The 17590-nt window shown below is 73.8% G+C and carries 14 protein-coding genes; 7 read left to right on the forward strand and 7 right to left on the reverse strand.

Annotated features, from left to right (window positions below):
* Positions 1–101 precede the first annotated feature (101 nt).
* From J116_RS21015 to J116_RS21025, 3 genes are all read right to left on the reverse strand, one after another.
* Positions 102–1886 carry an ABC transporter ATP-binding protein gene (locus J116_RS21015; RefSeq protein ID WP_023589047.1) on the reverse strand — a complete coding sequence of 595 codons (1785 nt, stop codon included), beginning with the start codon at positions 1884–1886 and terminating at the stop codon, positions 102–104.
* A gap of 402 nt (positions 1887–2288) precedes the next feature.
* Positions 2289–3086 (reverse strand): methyltransferase domain-containing protein, encoded by a 798-nt coding sequence (locus J116_RS21020; RefSeq protein ID WP_079147932.1) that lies wholly within the window; start codon positions 3084–3086, stop codon positions 2289–2291.
* On the reverse strand, positions 3083–3679 hold the full coding sequence (locus J116_RS21025) for a DUF3043 domain-containing protein (protein ID WP_028964350.1): 597 nt from the start codon (positions 3677–3679) through the stop codon (positions 3083–3085). Before J116_RS21025 ends, J116_RS21020 begins: the two co-directional genes overlap by 4 nt.
* Before the next feature lie 263 nt (positions 3680–3942).
* Here J116_RS21025 and J116_RS21030 point away from each other — a divergent pair, with 263 nt between their 5' ends.
* The 5 genes from J116_RS21030 (at position 3943) to J116_RS21050 (ending at position 10768) form a co-directional block, all read left to right on the forward strand.
* The gene (locus tag J116_RS21030) at positions 3943–4743 is read left to right on the forward strand and encodes a PspA/IM30 family protein (protein WP_028964351.1); all 801 of its coding nucleotides are present in this window, start codon (positions 3943–3945) and stop codon (positions 4741–4743) included.
* A 63-nt stretch (positions 4744–4806) separates the two neighbouring features.
* The gene (gene pspAA, locus J116_RS21035; protein ID WP_023589051.1) at positions 4807–5088 is read left to right on the forward strand and encodes a PspA-associated protein PspAA; all 282 of its coding nucleotides are present in this window, start codon (positions 4807–4809) and stop codon (positions 5086–5088) included.
* Positions 5089–5284: 196 nt separating this feature from the next.
* Positions 5285–6571 (forward strand): sensor histidine kinase, encoded by a 1287-nt coding sequence (locus J116_RS21040; RefSeq protein WP_023589052.1) that lies wholly within the window; start codon positions 5285–5287, stop codon positions 6569–6571.
* Positions 6568–7302, forward strand: coding sequence for a response regulator (locus tag J116_RS21045; RefSeq protein ID WP_023589053.1), 735 nt, complete (start codon positions 6568–6570; stop codon positions 7300–7302). Before J116_RS21040 ends, J116_RS21045 begins: the two co-directional genes overlap by 4 nt.
* A gap of 316 nt (positions 7303–7618) precedes the next feature.
* Entirely contained in the window at positions 7619–10768 is a 3150-nt protein-coding gene (locus J116_RS21050) for an efflux RND transporter permease subunit (protein ID WP_023589054.1), read from the forward strand.
* Between the two features lie 267 nt (positions 10769–11035).
* Here J116_RS21050 and nadA read toward each other — a convergent pair whose 3' ends face one another.
* A complete protein-coding gene (gene nadA / locus J116_RS21055) occupies positions 11036–12223 on the reverse strand; it encodes a quinolinate synthase NadA (RefSeq protein ID WP_028964352.1) in 1188 nt (395 codons plus the stop codon).
* A gap of 235 nt (positions 12224–12458) precedes the next feature.
* On the opposite strand from nadA, the gene erpA reads away from it, so the two are divergent.
* Positions 12459–12815, forward strand: coding sequence for an iron-sulfur cluster insertion protein ErpA (erpA, locus tag J116_RS21060; RefSeq protein ID WP_023589056.1), 357 nt, complete (start codon positions 12459–12461; stop codon positions 12813–12815).
* A gap of 315 nt (positions 12816–13130) precedes the next feature.
* Here erpA and J116_RS31285 read toward each other — a convergent pair whose 3' ends face one another.
* Together J116_RS31285 and J116_RS21070 are read right to left on the reverse strand one after the other, a co-directional pair.
* Positions 13131–14651, reverse strand: coding sequence for a hypothetical protein (locus J116_RS31285; protein WP_023589057.1), 1521 nt, complete (start codon positions 14649–14651; stop codon positions 13131–13133).
* A 106-nt stretch (positions 14652–14757) separates the two neighbouring features.
* Positions 14758–14961 (reverse strand): hypothetical protein, encoded by a 204-nt coding sequence (locus J116_RS21070; protein ID WP_023589058.1) that lies wholly within the window; start codon positions 14959–14961, stop codon positions 14758–14760.
* A gap of 128 nt (positions 14962–15089) precedes the next feature.
* On the opposite strand from J116_RS21070, the gene J116_RS21075 reads away from it, so the two are divergent.
* Positions 15090–16064, forward strand: coding sequence for a carbohydrate kinase family protein (locus J116_RS21075; protein WP_023589059.1), 975 nt, complete (start codon positions 15090–15092; stop codon positions 16062–16064).
* 90 nt (positions 16065–16154) lie between these two features.
* Here the strand turns inward: J116_RS21075 and J116_RS21080 are convergent, their stop codons facing one another.
* Positions 16155–17543: a cysteine desulfurase/sulfurtransferase TusA family protein gene (locus tag J116_RS21080; RefSeq protein WP_023589060.1), complete on the reverse strand. Its 1389-nt coding sequence runs from the start codon at positions 17541–17543 to the stop codon at positions 16155–16157.
* Between the last annotated feature and the right edge of the window lie 47 nt (positions 17544–17590).

Genomic DNA, 17590 nt, shown 5'->3' on the forward strand with positions numbered 1-17590 from the left:
CCCTTTCGCCCCCATGTCCCTGCCCCCGCAGCGCACCCGATCAGGGGGCCCGCGCCCTGCCACCGGCCCCCGCGCCTGGCTCCCGAGGCCCCGCCGCGCCCCTACCCCCGCGTCGCCAGGAACTGGGTCGCCGCCAGCTCCGCGTACAGCGGGTCACCGGCCACGAGTTCCTCGTGGGTGCCCATCGCGCGTACCCGGCCCGCGTCCATCACCACGATCCGGTCCGCCAGCGTCACCGTCGACAGCCGGTGCGCCACCACCAGCACGGTCACCTCCCGCGCCACCTCCGCGACGACGTCCCGCAGCGCCAGCTCGTTCACCGCGTCCAGCTGCGACGTCGCCTCGTCCAGGAGCAGCAGCCGGGGCTTGCGCAGCAGCGCCCGGGCGACGGCGACCCGCTGCCGCTCCCCGCCCGACAGCTTGGAGCCCCGGTGCCCCACGACCGTGTCCAGACCGTCCGGCAGCCGCTCCACCAGCGCGTCGAGCCGGGCCCGTACGAGCACCTCCCAAATCTCCTCCTCCGTCGCGCCGGGCGCCGCGAACACGAGGTTCTCGCGGAGCGTCCCCGCCAGCACCGGGGCGTCCTGCTCCACGTACCCGATGGCGCCCCGCAGCTCGGCGACCGGCCAGTCCCGTACGTCCCTGCCGTCCACCAGGACCCGGCCGCCGGTCGCCTCGTAGAACCGCTCGACCAGCCCGAACACCGTCGTCTTGCCCGCGCCCGACGGCCCGACGAACGCGGTCATGCCCGGCCCCGCCACCTCGAACGACACCCCGTGGTGGACGTACGGCAAATCCTCCCGGTACCGGAAGCCCACGTTCTCGAAGACGACCGACGCGGGCCCGCGCCCGGCCGCCACGGCGCCGCCCTGGTCCTCCGGGTCCTCGGCCTCCAGCCGCTCAGCCTCCTCGATACGGGCGATCGCCGCCGACCCCACCTGGTACTGCGTGACCGCCTCGACCAGCTCCGACACCGGCTCGATCAGATAGAACAGGTACAGCAGGAACGCGATCAGCTCCGCCACGGTGATCGCCCCGGACGCGACCCGCGCCCCGCCGATGCCCAGCACCGCCAGGAACGACACCTGCACCGCGAGCCCCACCGACGAACCGGCGACCGCCTGCCACTTGGCGGCCTTCACCCCGTGCCGCCACGCGTCCCGCGCCGCCGCCTCCACGACGGCCGTCTCCCGCGCCTCCGCGCCCGACGCCTTCACCGTGCGGAACGCCCCGAACGCCCTCTCCAGACGGCTGGATATCTCCCCGACCGCCTCCTGCGAACGCCGCGTCGCCTCCGCGATCCTCGGCATGGCCAGCGCGAACGCCCCGCCGATCAGCACGATCACGCCCAGCGTCACACCGAGCAGCACGGCGTCCATCAGCAGCATCATCACGAGCGTCGCCAGGAAACCCAGCGAACCCGTCACCGCCGAGACAACCGACCGGGTCGTCACGGCCCGCAGCAGCGTCGTGTCCGAGGTGATCCGCGACATCAGGTCGCCCGGCTGGGTCCGCTCCACCTCCGCGAGCCGCAGCCGCAGCAGCCGCCCGATCAGCGACCGGCGCGCGGCGAGCACCACCGACTCGGCGGTGCGCTCCAGGAGGTACGAGCCGGTCGCCTGGACCACCGCGCCCGCGACGACCAGCGCGGTCAGGCCCAGCAGGACGCCCGTGATCGACTCGGCCCTGCCGAGCCGCTCCACCAGCGTCTTCGCGGCGAGCGGCTGCGCGAGACCGGCCACGGTGCCGACCAGCGCCAGCAGCGTGCCCAGCGCGACGACCGCCCGGTGCGGCCGGAAGTGCCTGTACAGGGCCCGCCAGGTCTCGCGGGCGGGCAGTCGGGGCGTCGAGGCCCCCTTGTCTCCAGCGTCTTCACCACTACTCACACCGGCAAGGACGCGAAAACCCCGCCCCCGCCTGCCCGCCGGACGGGCGAGATCGAGTCGAGTCGGGAGGGGCACGGGGGCGGGAGGGATCACGCCGGGGCGGTTCGGGCCACCGCCGGCGGGGCGGTCACAACGCGGCACGGCGACGCGCACGAAACGGGTACGCGGCGGAGGCCGGGCCACGGATCAGGCGATACGCGACGGGGCCGGGGTGAGGCAGGAGGTACGCGACGGAGGCCCGGGCGGCGACGCAGCGGTACGCGGCGGGGCCGGGCGGCGACGCGGGAGGTACGCGACGGGGCCGGCCCACACGCACGAGACGGCCCGCACCCGCGCGGGCGTCCGGCACGCACGTACACGACCGCCAGGGCCACGCGCCCGGCGCGCGACGAACGCCTCCGCTCAGCCCCGTACGCCGCACAGGTGCAGCAGCGACGCCACCCTGCGGTACGGGTCGGTGCGGCCCGCGCGGTCCTCGGCGGCCAGCAGCCGGTCCAGCTCCTGCGCGGCGGGCAGGCCCTCGTCCTTGGGCACCGTGTCGGTGAAGACCCGCACGCCGTACCAGGCCTGGAGCGGCGCCGCGATCCCGGCGAGCGTGGCCGTCAGCGTGTCGAGCCGGTCGGCGCGCATCGGCACGCCCAGCTCGCTCGCGCACGTGTCCGCGTCGAACGCGGCGAGGGCACCGGCCCAGTCCCCGGTCAGCCCCGGCCGCATGGCCAGCGCGTCCGCGTTCCGTACGACCAGGGACAGCAGGCCGCCGGGCGCCAGCATCCGGGCGAGTCCGGCCAGCATGGCGTCGGGCTCGTCCACGTACATCAGCACGCCGTGGCACAGCACGACGTCGAAGCTCCCCGGCAGGAAGTGCACGCCGGTCTCCCGGCCGTCGCCCTCGATCAGCCGGAACCGCTCGCGGATGCCCGCCGGTTCCCCTGCCAGCGCCTCGCGGGCGACCTTCAGCATCTCCGGGTCGGACTCCAGCCCGGTCACCGTGTGCCCGGCCCGCGCCAGCCGCAGGGCCTGCGTGCCCTGGCCCATGCCGACGTCGAGTATCCGCAGCCGCTGGCCCACCGGGTAGCGGGCGCCTATCTGCTCGTCCAGCTGGCGCGCGATGAGCTCCTGGCGGACCGTGTCACGCAGTCCGCCGAGCCCGCCCAGCCATTCCGCCGCCGCGCCTCCGCAACCGGAGACCGCGGTGCTCAGGGCCGCTCTCCCCGTTTGACCTGCGGCTTCGGCAGCCGCAGTCGGCGCATCTGGAGCGAGCGCATCAGGGCGTACGCCACGGCGCCGCGCTTCGGCTCGTCCGGGAAGCGCTGCTTCAGCTGCTTCTTCAGACGGATCGACAGGCCGATCGAGTCCACGATGATCAGGACGATGACGCCCAGCCACAGCATCGTGGCGATCGCCTGCATGTTGCCGACCTGGATCACCGACAGGACGAGGATGACCACCGCCAGCGGCAGGAACATCTCGGCGACGAAGAACCGCGAGTCGACGAAGTCGCGCACGAAGCGGCGGACCGGCCCCCGGTCGCGGACGGGCAGGAAACGCTCGTCGCCCGTCGCCAGCGCCTCGCGCTGGCGGGCCAGGTCGGCACGGCGGGCCTCGCGCTGGCGGCGCATCGCCTCCTTGCGGTCGAGCGGTGGCGTCACCGCGCGGCGGCGCTGGGTCTGGGCCTCGCTCCGCTTCGGGGTCGGGCGGCCCTTCGGGGCCTGCGGGTCGCGGGGCTGCTTGGAGAGGTCCGCCGTCACCTTGCCGGTGGGGGCCTTCTCATCCTTCGAACGGCTACGGAACACAAAGCCCAAGGGTACGGGGTGCCGCGCATGGACCCCACCCCGGCGGGGAACGATCCGGCAACGGCCCGCGTCCCCACAGGCAGGCCCCGGCGGTCGCCCCGACGTCCTTCTACTCCCTGCGCTGGAGGAAGGCCCGTCGTCAGTCGTCCTTGGGGAGGAGCGCATCAGCGCTCGAACAGTGCGGTAATGGAAGCAGGGCCCGTACTGTGGGTTCTGTCGGAGTGCTGCAGCCGAGTCGGTTCAGAAGGGGGCGCGCGAAGCCCATGAGCGGTGTCATGAAGCGTATGGGGATGATCTTCCGCGCGAAGGCGAACAAGGCCCTGGACCGGGCCGAGGACCCGCGCGAGACCCTCGATTACTCGTACCAGAAGCAGCTGGAGCTGCTCCAGAAGGTCCGCCGCGGCGTGGCCGACGTGGCGACCTCCCGCAAACGCCTCGAACTCCAGCTGAACCAGCTCCAGAGCCAGTCCGCCAAGCTGGAGGACCAGGGCCGCAAGGCGCTGGCGCTCGGCCGCGAGGACCTCGCCCGCGAGGCGCTGTCCCGGCGGGCCGCGCTCCAGCAGCAGGTGACCGACCTGGAGACGCAGCACCAGACGCTCCAGGGCGAGGAGGAGAAGCTGACGCTCGCCGCGCAGCGCCTCCAGGCCAAGGTGGACGCCTTCCGTACGAAGAAGGAGACCATCAAGGCGACGTACACGGCCGCGCAGGCGCAGACCCGCATCGCCGAGTCGTTCTCCGGCATCTCGGAGGAGATGAGCGACGTGGGCGTGGCCATCCAGCGCGCCGAGGACAAGACGGCGCAGCTCCAGGCCCGCGCCGGTGCCATCGACGAGCTGCTCGCGTCCGGCGCCCTCGACGACCAGTCGGGCCTCGCCAAGGACGACATCCAGGCCGAGCTGGACCGCCTGTCGGGCGGTACGGACGTGGAGCTGGAGCTCCAGCGGATGAAGGCCGAGCTGGCGGGCGGTACGACCCCGCAGCAGGCCATCGAGGGCGGCGACGGCACGCAGCAGGGCCAGGCGCAGGGCCAGGGCCAGGCACGGCCCCGGTTCGACAAGAGCTGAGGCCCGGCCGGGGGCCGGCGTTCCACAGGAGCTCAGGAGCTCACGAGCTAAGGACGGCGCGTCATGATCGTACGGATCATGGGGGAGGGCCAGGTCAGGCTGGCCGACTGGCACTTCGCCGAGCTGAACCGGCTGGACGACGAGCTGCTCGCCGAGATGGAGACCGGTGACGAGGCCGGTTTCCGCCGGACCCTGCACGCCCTGCTGGGCCGCGTGCGGGAGCTGGGCGAGCGGCTCCCGGACGACTCCCTGGAGCCGTCGGAGCTGATCCTCCCGTCGCCGGACGCCTCCCTGGAGGACGTGCGCTCCCTCCTCTCCGACGACGGCCTGATCCCGCCGCTGTAGTCCTGGCCCTTGCGGGACTCCCCGTACTGGGCGGAGTCCTCGTACCGGTACAGGTGCGGCGGCCCCGCCCCGCGCCCGTACCGGCCCACTCCGCGCCCGACCGGCCGCGCCCGCACTCGTACCGGACCGCCCCCGCCCCTTTCCGGCGGGCGGCGGGCGGCGGGGCCGGTGCGGGGCCGGGGCTACCCTCTCGGGTGTGCCGGCACAAGGAAACGCCCTCACCCGCTGCCGCGACCGGCTGCGCGCGCACCCGCTCGCCTTCGACGCGCTCCTGGCCACGGCGGTCCTCGGGGCGATGGTCCTCGGCTCGTTCGCCGATCCGCACGGCGACGGCAGCGGCCCCACGTTCGGCACCCGCACCCCCGGCCCCGGCAGCGTCCTGCTCATGGTGGTGGGCGCCGCCGCCCTCGTGGCGCGGCGCCGCGCGCCCAAGCAGGTCCTCGCCTGCACCGGCGCCGTCACGGTCGCCGAGTTCGTCGCGGGGGACCCCGCCGCGCCCGTGGCGATGAGCGCGGTCGTCGCCCTGTACACGGTCGCCTCCCGCACCGACCGGCCCACCACGTGGCGGGTCGGCCTCGCGACGATGACGGTCCTGACGGCCGCCGCCATGTTCTTCGGCTCAGCCCCCTGGTACACCCAGGAGAACCTGGGCGTCTTCGCGTGGACGGGCATGGCCGCCGCCGCGGGCGACGCGGTCCGCAGCCGCCGCGCGTTCGTCGACGCCATACGGGAGCGTGCCGAGCGCGCCGAGCGCACCCGCGAGGAGGAGGCCCGCCGCCGCGTCGCCGAGGAGCGCCTGCGCATCGCCCGCGACCTGCACGACGTGGTCGCCCACCACATCGCCCTGGTCAACGTCCAGGCCGGGGTCGCCGCGCACGTCATGGACCGCCGCCCCGACCAGGCGAAGGAGGCCCTCGCGCACGTACGGGACGCCAGCCGCAGCGCGCTGGACGAGCTGCGCGCCACGGTCGGCCTGCTCCGCCAGTCCGGCGACCCGGAGGCGCCCACCGAGCCCGCGCCGGGCCTGGCCGTCCTGGACGACCTGCTGGACACGTTCCGCCACGCCGGTCTCCCCGTGCGCCTCGCCCGCACCGACCAGGACACGCACCTTCCGGCCGCCGTGGACCTCGCCGCGTACAGGATCGTCCAGGAGGCGCTCACCAACGTCCGCAAGCACGCGGGCACCGACGCGACCGCCGAGGTCAGCGTCCTGCGCGTCGGCCGGACCATCGAGGTGACCGTGCTGGACGACGGCGGCACCCCCGGCCCCGGACCCGGCCCCGCGGACAGCACCGCCGCGCCGCGCCCCGGACCCGCCGCCCCCGCCGACCGGGCACCCGGCGGGCACGGGCTGCTCGGCATGCGCGAGCGGGTCGCGGCGATCGGCGGGGCGCTCTCCACCGGTCCCCGGTACGGGGGCGGCTTCCGCGTGCAGGCGATACTTCCCCTCACCACACGCTCCGGAGAGGACCTGGTCCCATGACGACGAACGAGCCGATCAAGGTGCTGCTCGCCGACGACCAGGCCCTGCTGCGCAGCGCGTTCCGGGTGCTGGTCGAGTCGGAGCCGGACATGCGGGTCGTCGGCGAGGCGTCGGACGGCGCCGAGGCGGTCGCCCTGACCCGTACGACCTCGCCGGACGTGGTGCTGATGGACATCCGCATGCCCGGTACGGACGGCCTGGCGGCGACCCGCGAGATCTCCGCCGACCCGGCGCTCGCCCATGTCCACGTGGTGATGCTGACGACGTTCGAGGTGGACGAGTACGTCGTGCAGTCGCTGCGCGCCGGGGCGTGCGGCTTCCTCGGCAAGGGCGCCGAACCGGACGAGCTGCTGAGCGCCATCCGGGTCGCCGCCGCCGGGGACGCCCTGCTGTCGCCCGCCGCGACCAAGGGCCTGATCGCCACGTTCCTCGCCCAGAGCCCGCGGGTCGCGCCGGGCGCGGGGGGCGCCGACGGCGGGCCGCACCCGGCCGGTCCCGGCGGCCCCGGGCACGCCGAGCGGCTGGCCGGTCTGACGGGCCGTGAGCGCGAGGTGCTGGTCCATGTCGCCGCGGGGCTCTCCAACGACGAGATCGCCGGGCGCCTCCAGGTCAGCCCGCTCACCGTCAAGACGCATGTGAACCGGGCCATGGCGAAACTCGGGGCCCGCGACCGCGCTCAGCTGGTCGTCATCGCGTACGAGTCGGGGCTGGTACGCCCGAGGGTGGACTGAGCCGCCTCCCGGCGTACTCCGAACGCGGTAGCGGACCGCGTCAGGAATGGACCTGGGGGCGAGGGAACACCCCTCTCCGATGGCGGATGGTGTGGGGGACCGTACGACCCGCCCCGACCCGGCACCGGACCGGACCCGACCGAACACCGGAACGCCCACGAGAACCGGCACCGGACCCGGACCCGGACCCGATCCAGCACCGGACCCTAACCCGCATCGGCGCCGGACCCGGTCCGGTACCGCACCGGACCGGACCCGATCCGGCGCCGGGCCGCCGGCCGCCAAGCCGCACCCCGGAAGAGAGACTCACGACGCCATGTCCTGGCTGTCCAGATTCAGCCTCGCCCAGCGGGCCCTCATCGGCCTGATGTCGATCATCGCGATCGTCTTCGGCACCATCGCGATACCCCAGCTCAAGCAGCAGCTCCTGCCGTCCATCGAACTGCCCATGGTCTCGGTCCTCGCGCCGTACCAGGGCGCCTCGCCCGAAGTGGTCGAGAAGCAGGTCGTCGAACCCCTGGAGAGCTCCCTGGAGGCCGTGGACGGCATCAAGGGCGTCACCTCCACGGCCAGCGAGGGCAACGCCCTGATCATGGCCACCTTCGACTACGGCGACGAGTCCGCCAAGCAGCTCGTCGCCGACGTCCAGCAGGCGGTGAACCGCGCCCGCGCCATGCTGCCCGACGGGGTGGACCCGCAGGTCATCGCCGGTTCCACGGACGACATCCCGACCGTCGTCCTCGCCGCGTCGTCCACGGCCAAGGACCAGCAGGCCCTCGCCGACCTGCTGGAGCGGACCGTCGTCCCCGCGCTGGAGGACATCGACGGCGTCGGCCAGGTCTCCGTCAGCGGCGTCCAGGACGTCCAGGTCTCCGTCACGCCCGACGACCGGAAGCTCGCCGCGGCCGGGCTGACGACCGCGCGGCTCGCGGACGCGCTCCGCTCGGGCGGCGCGACCGTCCCCGCGGGCTCGTTCTCGGAGGCCGGTGAGAGCCGCACCGTGCAGGTCGGCGGCGGCTTCACCTCCCTGAAGCAGATCCAGGACCTGCGCGTCCCGGCGGCTGAGCCCGGCAAGGGCAAGGCGGTGCGCCTCGGCGACGTCGCCGCCGTGAGGCAGGAGGAGTCCGCCCGTACGTCCCTGACCCGGACGAACGGCAGGCCGAGCCTCGCCGTGATGGCCACCATGGACAAGGACGGCAGCGCCGTCGCCATCTCCGAGGCCGTCGAGGAAAAGCTGCCCGGCCTGCGCAAGGACCTCGGCGAGGGCGCCGAGCTGACCGTCGTCTCCGACCAGGGCCCCGCCGTCGCCAAGTCGATCTCCGGTCTCACCACGGAGGGCGCGCTCGGTCTGGTCTTCGCCGTCCTCGTCATCCTCGTGTTCCTGGCGTCGATCCGCTCGACCCTGGTCACGGCGGTGTCGATCCCGCTGTCCGTCGTCCTCGCGCTGCTCGTGCTGTGGAGCCGGGACCTGTCGCTGAACATGCTGACGCTGGGCGCGCTCACCATCGCCATCGGCCGCGTCGTGGACGACTCGATCGTCGTCCTGGAGAACATCAAGCGGCACCTCGGCTACGGCGAGGAGCGCCAGGCGGCCATCCTCACGGCCGTCCGGGAGGTCGCCGGGGCGGTGACGTCCTCGACGCTCACCACCGTCGCCGTGTTCCTCCCCATCGGCCTGGTCGGCGGCATGGTCGGCGAGCTGTTCGGCTCGTTCTCGCTGACCGTCACGGCGGCCCTGCTGGCGTCGCTGCTCGTGTCGCTGACGGTCGTGCCGGTCCTCTCGTACTGGTTCCTGCGCGCCCCCAAGGGCACGTCGGCCGACCCGGACGAGGCGCGCCGCGCCGCCGAGGAGAAGGAGGCCCGCAGCCGCCTCCAGCGGATGTACGTGCCGGTGCTGCGGTTCGCGACGCGCCGCCGCCTCACCAGCCTGGGCATCGCCGTCGTGGTGCTGCTCGGCACCTTCGGCATGGCGCCGCTGCTGAAGACGAACTTCTTCGACCAGGGCGAGCAGACCGTCCTGTCGGTGAAGCAGAAACTGCCGCCGGGCACCAGCCTGGACGCGATGGACGCGGCCGCGAAGAAGGTCGAGAAGGTCCTCGCGTCGGCCGAGGGCGTCGAGGACTACCAGGTGACGGTCGGCTCGTCCGGCTTCATGGCCGCGTTCGGCGGCGGTACGGGCGCCAACCAGGCGTCGTACCAGGTGAAGCTGGCGGAGTCGGCGTCGTCCGAGGAGGTCCGCGACCGGATCGACGAGGAGCTGGGCAAGCTCGACGACATCGGCGACACGACCATCGCCGCCGGTGACGGCTTCGGCAGCCAGGACCTGAGCGTCGTCGTCAAGGCGGCCGACGCGAAGACCCTCCGCGAGGCGTCGGAGGCCGTACGGGCGGAGGTGGCCGAGCTGAAGGACGTCACCGACGTGCGGAGCGACCTCGCCCAGTCGGTGCCGCGCGTGTCGGTGCGGGCCACCGCGAAGGCGGCGGAGGCCGGGTTCGGGGACGCGGCGCTCGGCATGGCCGTCGCCCAGGCCGTGCGCGGCACCCCGGCCGGCAAGGCGGTCCTGGACGACACCGAGCGGGACGTGGTCATCACCTCGGCCCGGCCCGCCCGCACCCTCGCGGAGCTGCGGGCGCTGCCGCTCGGCCCGGTGAAGCTGGGCGACATCGCGGACGTACGGCTGGTTCCCGGCCCGGTCTCGATGACCCGCATCGACGGCTCGCGGGCCGCGACGATCACGGCGAAGCCGACCGGCGACAACACGGGCGCGGTGAGCGCCGAGCTCCAGAAGAAGATCGACGCGCTGGACCTGCCGGACGGCGCTACCGCGTCCATCGGCGGTGTCTCGGAGGACCAGCAGGAGGCGTTCGCCAACCTGGGCCTGGCCATGCTCGCGGCCATCGCGATCGTGTTCATGCTGCTGGTGGCGACGTTCCGGAGCCTGGTCCAGCCGCTGATCCTGCTGGTCTCGGTGCCGTTCGCGGCGACGGGCGCGATCGGCCTGCTGGTCGTCACGGACACGGCGATGGGCGTCCCGGCGATGATCGGCCTGCTGATGCTGATCGGCATCGTCGTCACCAACGCGATCGTGCTGATCGACCTGATCAACCAGTACCGGGCACAGGGCCTCGGCGTGGTCGAGGCGGTCGTCGAGGGCGGCCGCCACCGGCTCCGCCCGATCCTGATGACCGCGCTGGCCACGATCTTCGCCCTGGTGCCGATGGCGCTGGGCATCACCGGCGAGGGCGGCTTCATCGCCCAGCCGCTGGCGGTCGTGGTGATCGGCGGCCTGATCACCTCCACGCTCCTCACCCTGCTCCTGGTCCCGACCCTCTACGCGATGGTCGAACTCCGCAAGGAACGCCGCGCGGCCAAGCGCACGGCCAAGCGCGGCACGGACACCACCAAGGAGGCCCCGCCCGCCGCCCGCGAGGCGGAGCCGGAAGAGACGGCGGCCTCCACCCGCTGACGCCCCCGCGGCGGGCCCCGCCACACGGTGGGCCCCGCCGCGGGCACGGTGACGCGCGGAACCGGGGCCCGCGCCCCCGCAAGGCAGTGGCGCCCGCGGACTGCCCGAAGGTCTCCCGTACGCGGGGCCCGGCGCGGGTCCGGGCGGCGCCCGCGCCAGTACGGAAGGCCCCGCGCACGCGGACGTACGACAGCCTCCGCGGACGCGGGAACGCACAAGAGGGGCGCCCCCACCAGGGGGCGCCCCTCAAGCACGCGCGCAGCCCGGTTACGGCAGCGCCAGCATCCGCTCGAGCGCCAGCTTGGCGAAGCGCTCGGTCTCCGGGTCCACCTGGATGCGGTTCACCAGGTTCCCCTCCGCCAGCGACTCCAGCGCCCACACCAGGTGCGGCAGGTCGATCCGGTTCATCGTGGAGCAGAAGCACACGGTCCGGTCGAGGAACATGATCTCCTTGCCCTCGTCGGCGAAACGATTCGCCAGCCGCCGCACCAGGTTCAGCTCCGTGCCGATGGCCCACTTCGACCCGGCGGGCGCCGCCTCCAGGGTCTTGATGATGTACTCCGTCGAGCCCACGTAGTCCGCCGCGGCGACGACCTCGTGCCGGCACTCGGGGTGCACCAGCACGTTGACGCCCGGGACGCGCTCGCGGACCTCGTTGACCGAGTCCAGCGAGAACCGGCCGTGCACCGAGCAGTGCCCGCGCCACAGGATCATCTTCGCGCCGCGCAGCTCCTCGGCGGTCAGCCCGCCGTTCGGCTTGTGCGGGTTGTAGACGACGCAGTCCTCCAGGGACATGCCCATGTCGCGGACGGCGGTGTTGCGGCCGAGGTGCTGGTCGGGCAGGAACAGGACCTTCTCGCCCTGCTCGAAGGCCCAGTCCAGGGCGCGGCGGGCGTTGGACGAGGTGCAGATCGTGCCGCCGTGCCTGCCCGTGAACGCCTTGATGTCCGCCGAGGAGTTCATGTACGAGACGGGGACGGTCACGTCCGCGATCCCGGCCTCGGTGAGGACGTCCCAGCACTCGGCGACCTGCTCGGCGGTGGCCATGTCGGCCATGGAGCAGCCTGCGGCCAGGTCGGGCAGGACGACCTTCTGGTCGTCGCCGGTCAGGATGTCCGCCGACTCGGCCATGAAGTGCACACCGCAGAAGACGATGTACTCCGCCTCGGGCCGGGCGGCCGCGTCCCGGGCGAGCTTGAAGGAGTCGCCCGTGACGTCCGCGAACTGGATGACCTCGTCGCGCTGGTAGTGGTGGCCGAGGACGAAGACCTTGTCCCCGAGCTTCTCCTTGGCAGCGCGGGCGCGCTCCACCAGGTCCGGGTCGGACGGCGAGGGGAGGTCGCCGGGGCACTCGACGCCCCGCTCGCTCTTGGGGTCGGCCTCGCGGCCGAGCAGCAGCAGGGCGAGCGGCGTCGGCTGGACATCCAGGGGCTGGGCGGTGGTCACGTCACGCACCCTTTCTACTGAGCCTTTTCGTCTAATTGACGCTATCTATCATAACTGGTTCACGTCACTTTGACGATGTCCATAGTGTCGATGTGACGAATTCGCGGTCGCCGCTCCGGTGCTGGCGCGCGCGGCGGTATGCGAGCATGAAAGGGAAGGACCGGGCGCGGCCCGGAATGAATCGGCGACCCCGCCGGTTGCAACCGTCGGCAAGCAGTCTCCGAACAACCCGGGAGAAAAGCAGATGTCCGTATCGGACGAGAAGACCACTGTCAGTGACGGCATCATCCTGACGGACGCCGCCGCGGCCAAGGTCAAGGCCCTGCTCGACCAGGAAGGCCGCGACGACCTGGCGCTCCGTGTCGCCGTTCAGCCGGGTGGCTGCTCCGGCCTGCGCTACCAGCTCTTCTTCGACGAGCGCTCGCTCGACGGCGACGTCGTCAAGGACTTCGACGGCGTCAAGGTCGTCACCGACCGGATGAGCGCCCCGTACCTGGGCGGCGCCTCCATCGACTTCGTCGACACGATCGAGAAGCAGGGCTTCACCATCGACAACCCGAACGCCACGGGTTCCTGCGCCTGCGGCGACTCCTTCAGCTGATCAGCTGACGGCGCCCACGACCAAGGCGGCGGCCCCCGGACCTCTCCCGGTCCAGGGCCGCCGCCTTCGTTCTCGTACGCCCCGGGCGAGGCCCCCGCCGCCCGGCCGTCGGGCACCGCCCTTCCGCACCGACGCGCCTGCCAGGCGGTGTCCGCCCGACGGCGACGCACCCGTCAGGTTCACCCGGCGACGCGCCCGCCAGATCCACCCGGTGATGTACCCGTCAGTCCCGCCCGACCGTGACGCACCCGCCAGGCGCCCACGTCAGCCCGCCCGGGGGCGACGCGCCCCCCGCCCCGCTCAAGTGCGGCGCCCTCACTTCACCGACGCGGAGCCCCGAGGAAGGGGCCGCCCGGTCGCCGCGTCCACCACGGCGCGGTCGCCGACCGGCTCGGCCAGGTCCACCGTCGCGGTCACCGGCAGCGCGATCGCCACGCACACCCGCTGCGGGCTGGCCGGCACCTCGAACAGCCGCAGCCGCACCTGCGAGTCGCTCTCGTGCACCCGCACCAGGTACTGGCCGCACGCCCCGCCGGTGAACGACACCCGCAGCCGCCGGTCCTGCGGCGCGTACGGCGCGACCGTCAGGTGGGACGCCTCCGCCTTCGGGTAGAGCCGCTCCAGCGGCACCGCCGGGTAGCCGAAGCGGTACGGCCGCCCGTCCCGCTCGCCCTCGAACAGCCAGGTCGGAACCAGCGTCGCCCCGGTCCGCCCCACCGACGGGGAAAGGCCGAACGCGACCGTACGGATGGTCACCTCGGGCTCACCGGGCGCCTTCGGCGTCTTCGTGTCCGGCGCGCACGGCCCGCTCGGGTCCACGCCGCTCCCGTCCGCGCCGCCGCCCTGTACGCCCGCGCCGCCCGTGCCGACGGCGTCCACGCCCGTCCCGGCGACGCCCGCCCGGCCGGTGCCCGTCGCGGCACCGCCCCCACCGTGCGGCACGGTCGTCGCGCAGCCGCCGACACCCTCCCTCGGCCAGGTGGCGCCCACCGTCCGGTTCAGCTCGCGCACCGCCTGCTCGGCACTGATCACCGGGTACGCCTCGCCCCGCACCGGGCTGCTCAGCCGCCCCTCCGCCAGGACCACGCCGCCGCCCGCGTCCACCGTGAACTCCGTGCCCCAGTCCCGGGTCGGCAGCCCGTCCACGCGCGGCTCGGCGGTAACGTTCCGCAGCGAATCGCGGGCCTCCGAGTACACGGCGGCGTCCGCCATGCCCAGCGCCTTGAGCAGCGGAGCCACGGCCCGCCGGGCCTCCTCGTCGCTCACCGGCTCGCCGGTCGGGCCGGTCCCGCACCGCTTGCCCTGGGCGCAGTCGTCGCCGACCGGGCCCCGCGCCTCGTACCGCCAGTCGCCCGACTCGTACACGTTCAGGGACGGGCCGGAGCCGTCCTTCTGCGGGCCGACCCGCCAGCCCACCGGGCCCTTCACCGGGGCCGCCTGAAGGCCCAGCGCCTTCGCGAGCCGCGCCGCGTCCGCCGCCGTCACCTTCCCTGGCGCCCGGTACGCGTACCCCCTCTCCGGCGCCTTCGGCAGGGGGCCCGCCACCCGGTACCGCTCACCGCCGCCCGGGTCCGGCTCGCCCGGCGCGATGCCCGGCCCCGTACCACCGGAAGCCGTACCCGGAGCCGTACCGCCGGGTGACGGGGACAGGGCGGGGCCGCCGCGCCCGTCCGCCGTGGCGCCCGTCGCCACCGCGTCCGACCCGCCGCCCGTCCGGTCCACCGCCAGGTACGTCCCGCCGCCCGCGGCCAGCACCGCCGCTGCCACCAGGGCGACGGCGAGCGGCGGCCGCCGCCGGCCGGGACTCACATCCGTACTGGTCTCCGTCTCGCTCACCGCAACGCTCCTTCGTCGGTCCACGTCATCAGTCGTATCCCCGCATGACGGGAGACACGGGTGTGACGGAGCGGACGGACGAGCGGTTCCCTGGGCCGTACGGGTGTCAGCCGCCGTACTCCGCGGTGGCCGCGATGAGCCGGACGGACGACGGCTCCACCACCACCCCGTGGATCAGCGACGGCGGTACGGGCGCGGGCTCCGCCACCGCAGGGACCGTCCAGTGCGGCGCCATCCGCGCGGAGTCCCCGCGCAGCTCCGCCAGGGTGAAGTCGGGTTCGGGACGCTCACACGCGATGTTGTTCGCCATATCGGCACCGTACGCAGGCCACGCCCGACCGAGAAGACCTACTATCGGGTAGTTTCCGCTCTTCGCGGGCGGCCCGTCACCCGGTAGCGTGAACTGTCCATGCTGTCTCCCCGCAGGAGCATCCCGCCGTGCGTATCGCAGTCACCGGCTCCATCGCCACCGACCACCTCATGACCTTCCCCGGCCGATTCGCCGACCAGCTCGTCGCGGATCAGCTGCACACGGTTTCCCTCTCCTTCCTCGTCGACAACCTCGACGTCCGCCGGGGAGGCGTCGGCGCGAACATCTGCTTCGGCATGGGCCAGCTGGGCACCCGCCCGATCCTCGTCGGCGCCGCCGGATCGGACTTCGACGAGTACCGCGCCTGGCTCGACCGGCACGGCGTGGACACCGAGTCCGTACGGATCTCCGAGGTCCTCCACACGGCCCGCTTCGTCTGCACCACCGACGCCGACCACAACCAGATCGGCTCCTTCTACACCGGCGCCATGAGCGAGGCCCGGCTCATCGAGCTGAAGGCCGTCGCCGACCGCGTCGGCGGCCTCGACCTGGTCCTCATCGGCGCCGACGACCCCGAGGCGATGCTCCGCCACACCGAGGAGTGCCGGACCCGCTCCATCCCCTTCGCCGCCGACTTCTCCCAGCAGATCGCCCGCATGGACGGCGACGAGATCCGCACCCTGCTCGACGGCGCGACCTACCTCTTCTCCAACGAGTACGAGAAGGGCCTCATCGAGTCCAAGACCGGCTGGACCGACGCGGAGATCCTCGGCCGCGTCGGCCACCGCGTCACCACCCTCGGCGCCCGCGGCGTGCGCATCGAGCGCGCGGGCGAGCCCGCCATCGAGGTCTCCTGCCCCGACGAGGAGGCCAAGGTGGACCCGACCGGCGTCGGCGACGCGTTCCGCGCGGGCTTCCTCTCCGGCCTCTCCTGGGGCGTCGGCCTGGAGCGCGCCGCCCAGGTCGGCTGCATGCTCGCCACGCTCGTCATCGAGACCCTCGGCACCCAGGAGTACACCCTGCGCCGCGCCCACTTCATGGAGCGCTTCACCAAGACGTACGGTGACGAGGCCGCCGCCGAGGTCCAGGCGCACCTCGCCTGAACGGCCTCCCGCCCGAACGGGCCCTGGCCTGAGCGGGCCCTCGCGTAAACGGGCCCTCGCCTCGACGGGCCCCGCCCGCGGCGGCACGCCTCACCCGAGCCGGCGGACCACATGGGCCGCGCCCCGGTCCGCCGGCTCCTCGCCCACGTACTCCTGGCCCCGCATCTGGCACCACGCCGGGATGTCGAGCCGCGCCGCCGCGTCGTCCGCGAGCACCCGCACGGTCCCGCCGACCGGCACGTCGCCGATCACCTTCGCCAGCTCGATCACCGGCACCGGGCACCGCTTCCCCAGCGCGTCCACGACCAGCTCCCCGCCCGCGTCCGACACGTCCTCGGCCGGACCGGCCACCGGGGCGCCGAGCCGCTCCCGCACCCCGGCCACGACCCCCGGCAGCACCTCCAGGAACCGGTCGACATCCGCCTCCGCCACCCCCAGGGGGAGCGAGATCCGGACATTCCCCTCCGACAGCACGCCCATCGCCCGCAGGACATGGCTGGGCGTCAGCGTCGAACTCGTACACGAGGAACCGGACGAAACGGAGAAACCGGACCGGTCCAGCTCGTGCAGCAGCGCCTCCCCGTCCACGTACAGGCACGAGAACGTCACCAGGTGCGGCAGCCGCCGCTCCGGGTCGCCCACCACCTCCACCTCGGGCACCGACGCCGCCACCCGCGCCCTGATCCGCTCCACCAGGCCCCGCAGCCGCCCCGCCTCCGCGGCGGCCTCCTCCCGCACGGCCCGCAGCGACGCCGCCGCCGCCACGACCGCCGGGAGGTTCGGGAACCCGGCCGACCGGCCGGACTCCCGCTCGTCCGAGGGCCCCTGCGCCGCGAACCGCACCCCCTTGCGCACCGCCAGCAGCCCGACCCCCGCCGGGCCGCCCCACTTGTGGGCGCTCGCCGCCAGCAGCGACCAGCCGCCCTCCACCGGTCCCCACGCCAGCGACTGCGCCGCGTCCACCAGCAGCGGCACCCCCGCCGCCCGGCACGCCTCGGCCACCTCCGCCACCGGCTGCACGGTGCCGACCTCGTGGTTGGCCGACTGCAGACACGCCAGCGCCGTGTCCTCGCGCAGCGCCCCCGCGTACGCCTCCGGGACCACCGCGCCCGTCCGCTCCACCGGCACCCGCGTCACCGATCCGTTGGCCGCCTCGTGCGCCTCGGCCGCGTGCAGCACCGACGAGTGCTCCACCTCCGACACGACCAGATGCCGCCCCGCCCGCCGGCGCCCCGCCAGCGCCCCGGCCACCCCCGAGTGAACCGCGTGCGTCCCCGAAGGAGTGAACGTCAGCTCGTCCGGGCGGCACCCCACCGCCTCCGCCGCCGCCTCCCGCGCGGCGTCCAGCAGCATCCGGGCGCGCCTGCCCTCCCGGTACAGGCGCGCGGGATCGGCCCACCCCTCGTCCAGGGACGCCTGGAGCGCCTGGCGTGCGACGGGGTGCAGGGGAGCGGAGGAAGCGACGTCGAAGTAGGCCACACGGCAACGCTAACTCCGTACCCCCGAACGGGCTGCGAACGGGCCCG

Origin of the sequence: Streptomyces thermolilacinus SPC6 (assembly GCF_000478605.2) — a bacterium.
Classification (GTDB): Bacteria; Actinomycetota; Actinomycetes; order Streptomycetales; family Streptomycetaceae; genus Streptomyces; species Streptomyces thermolilacinus.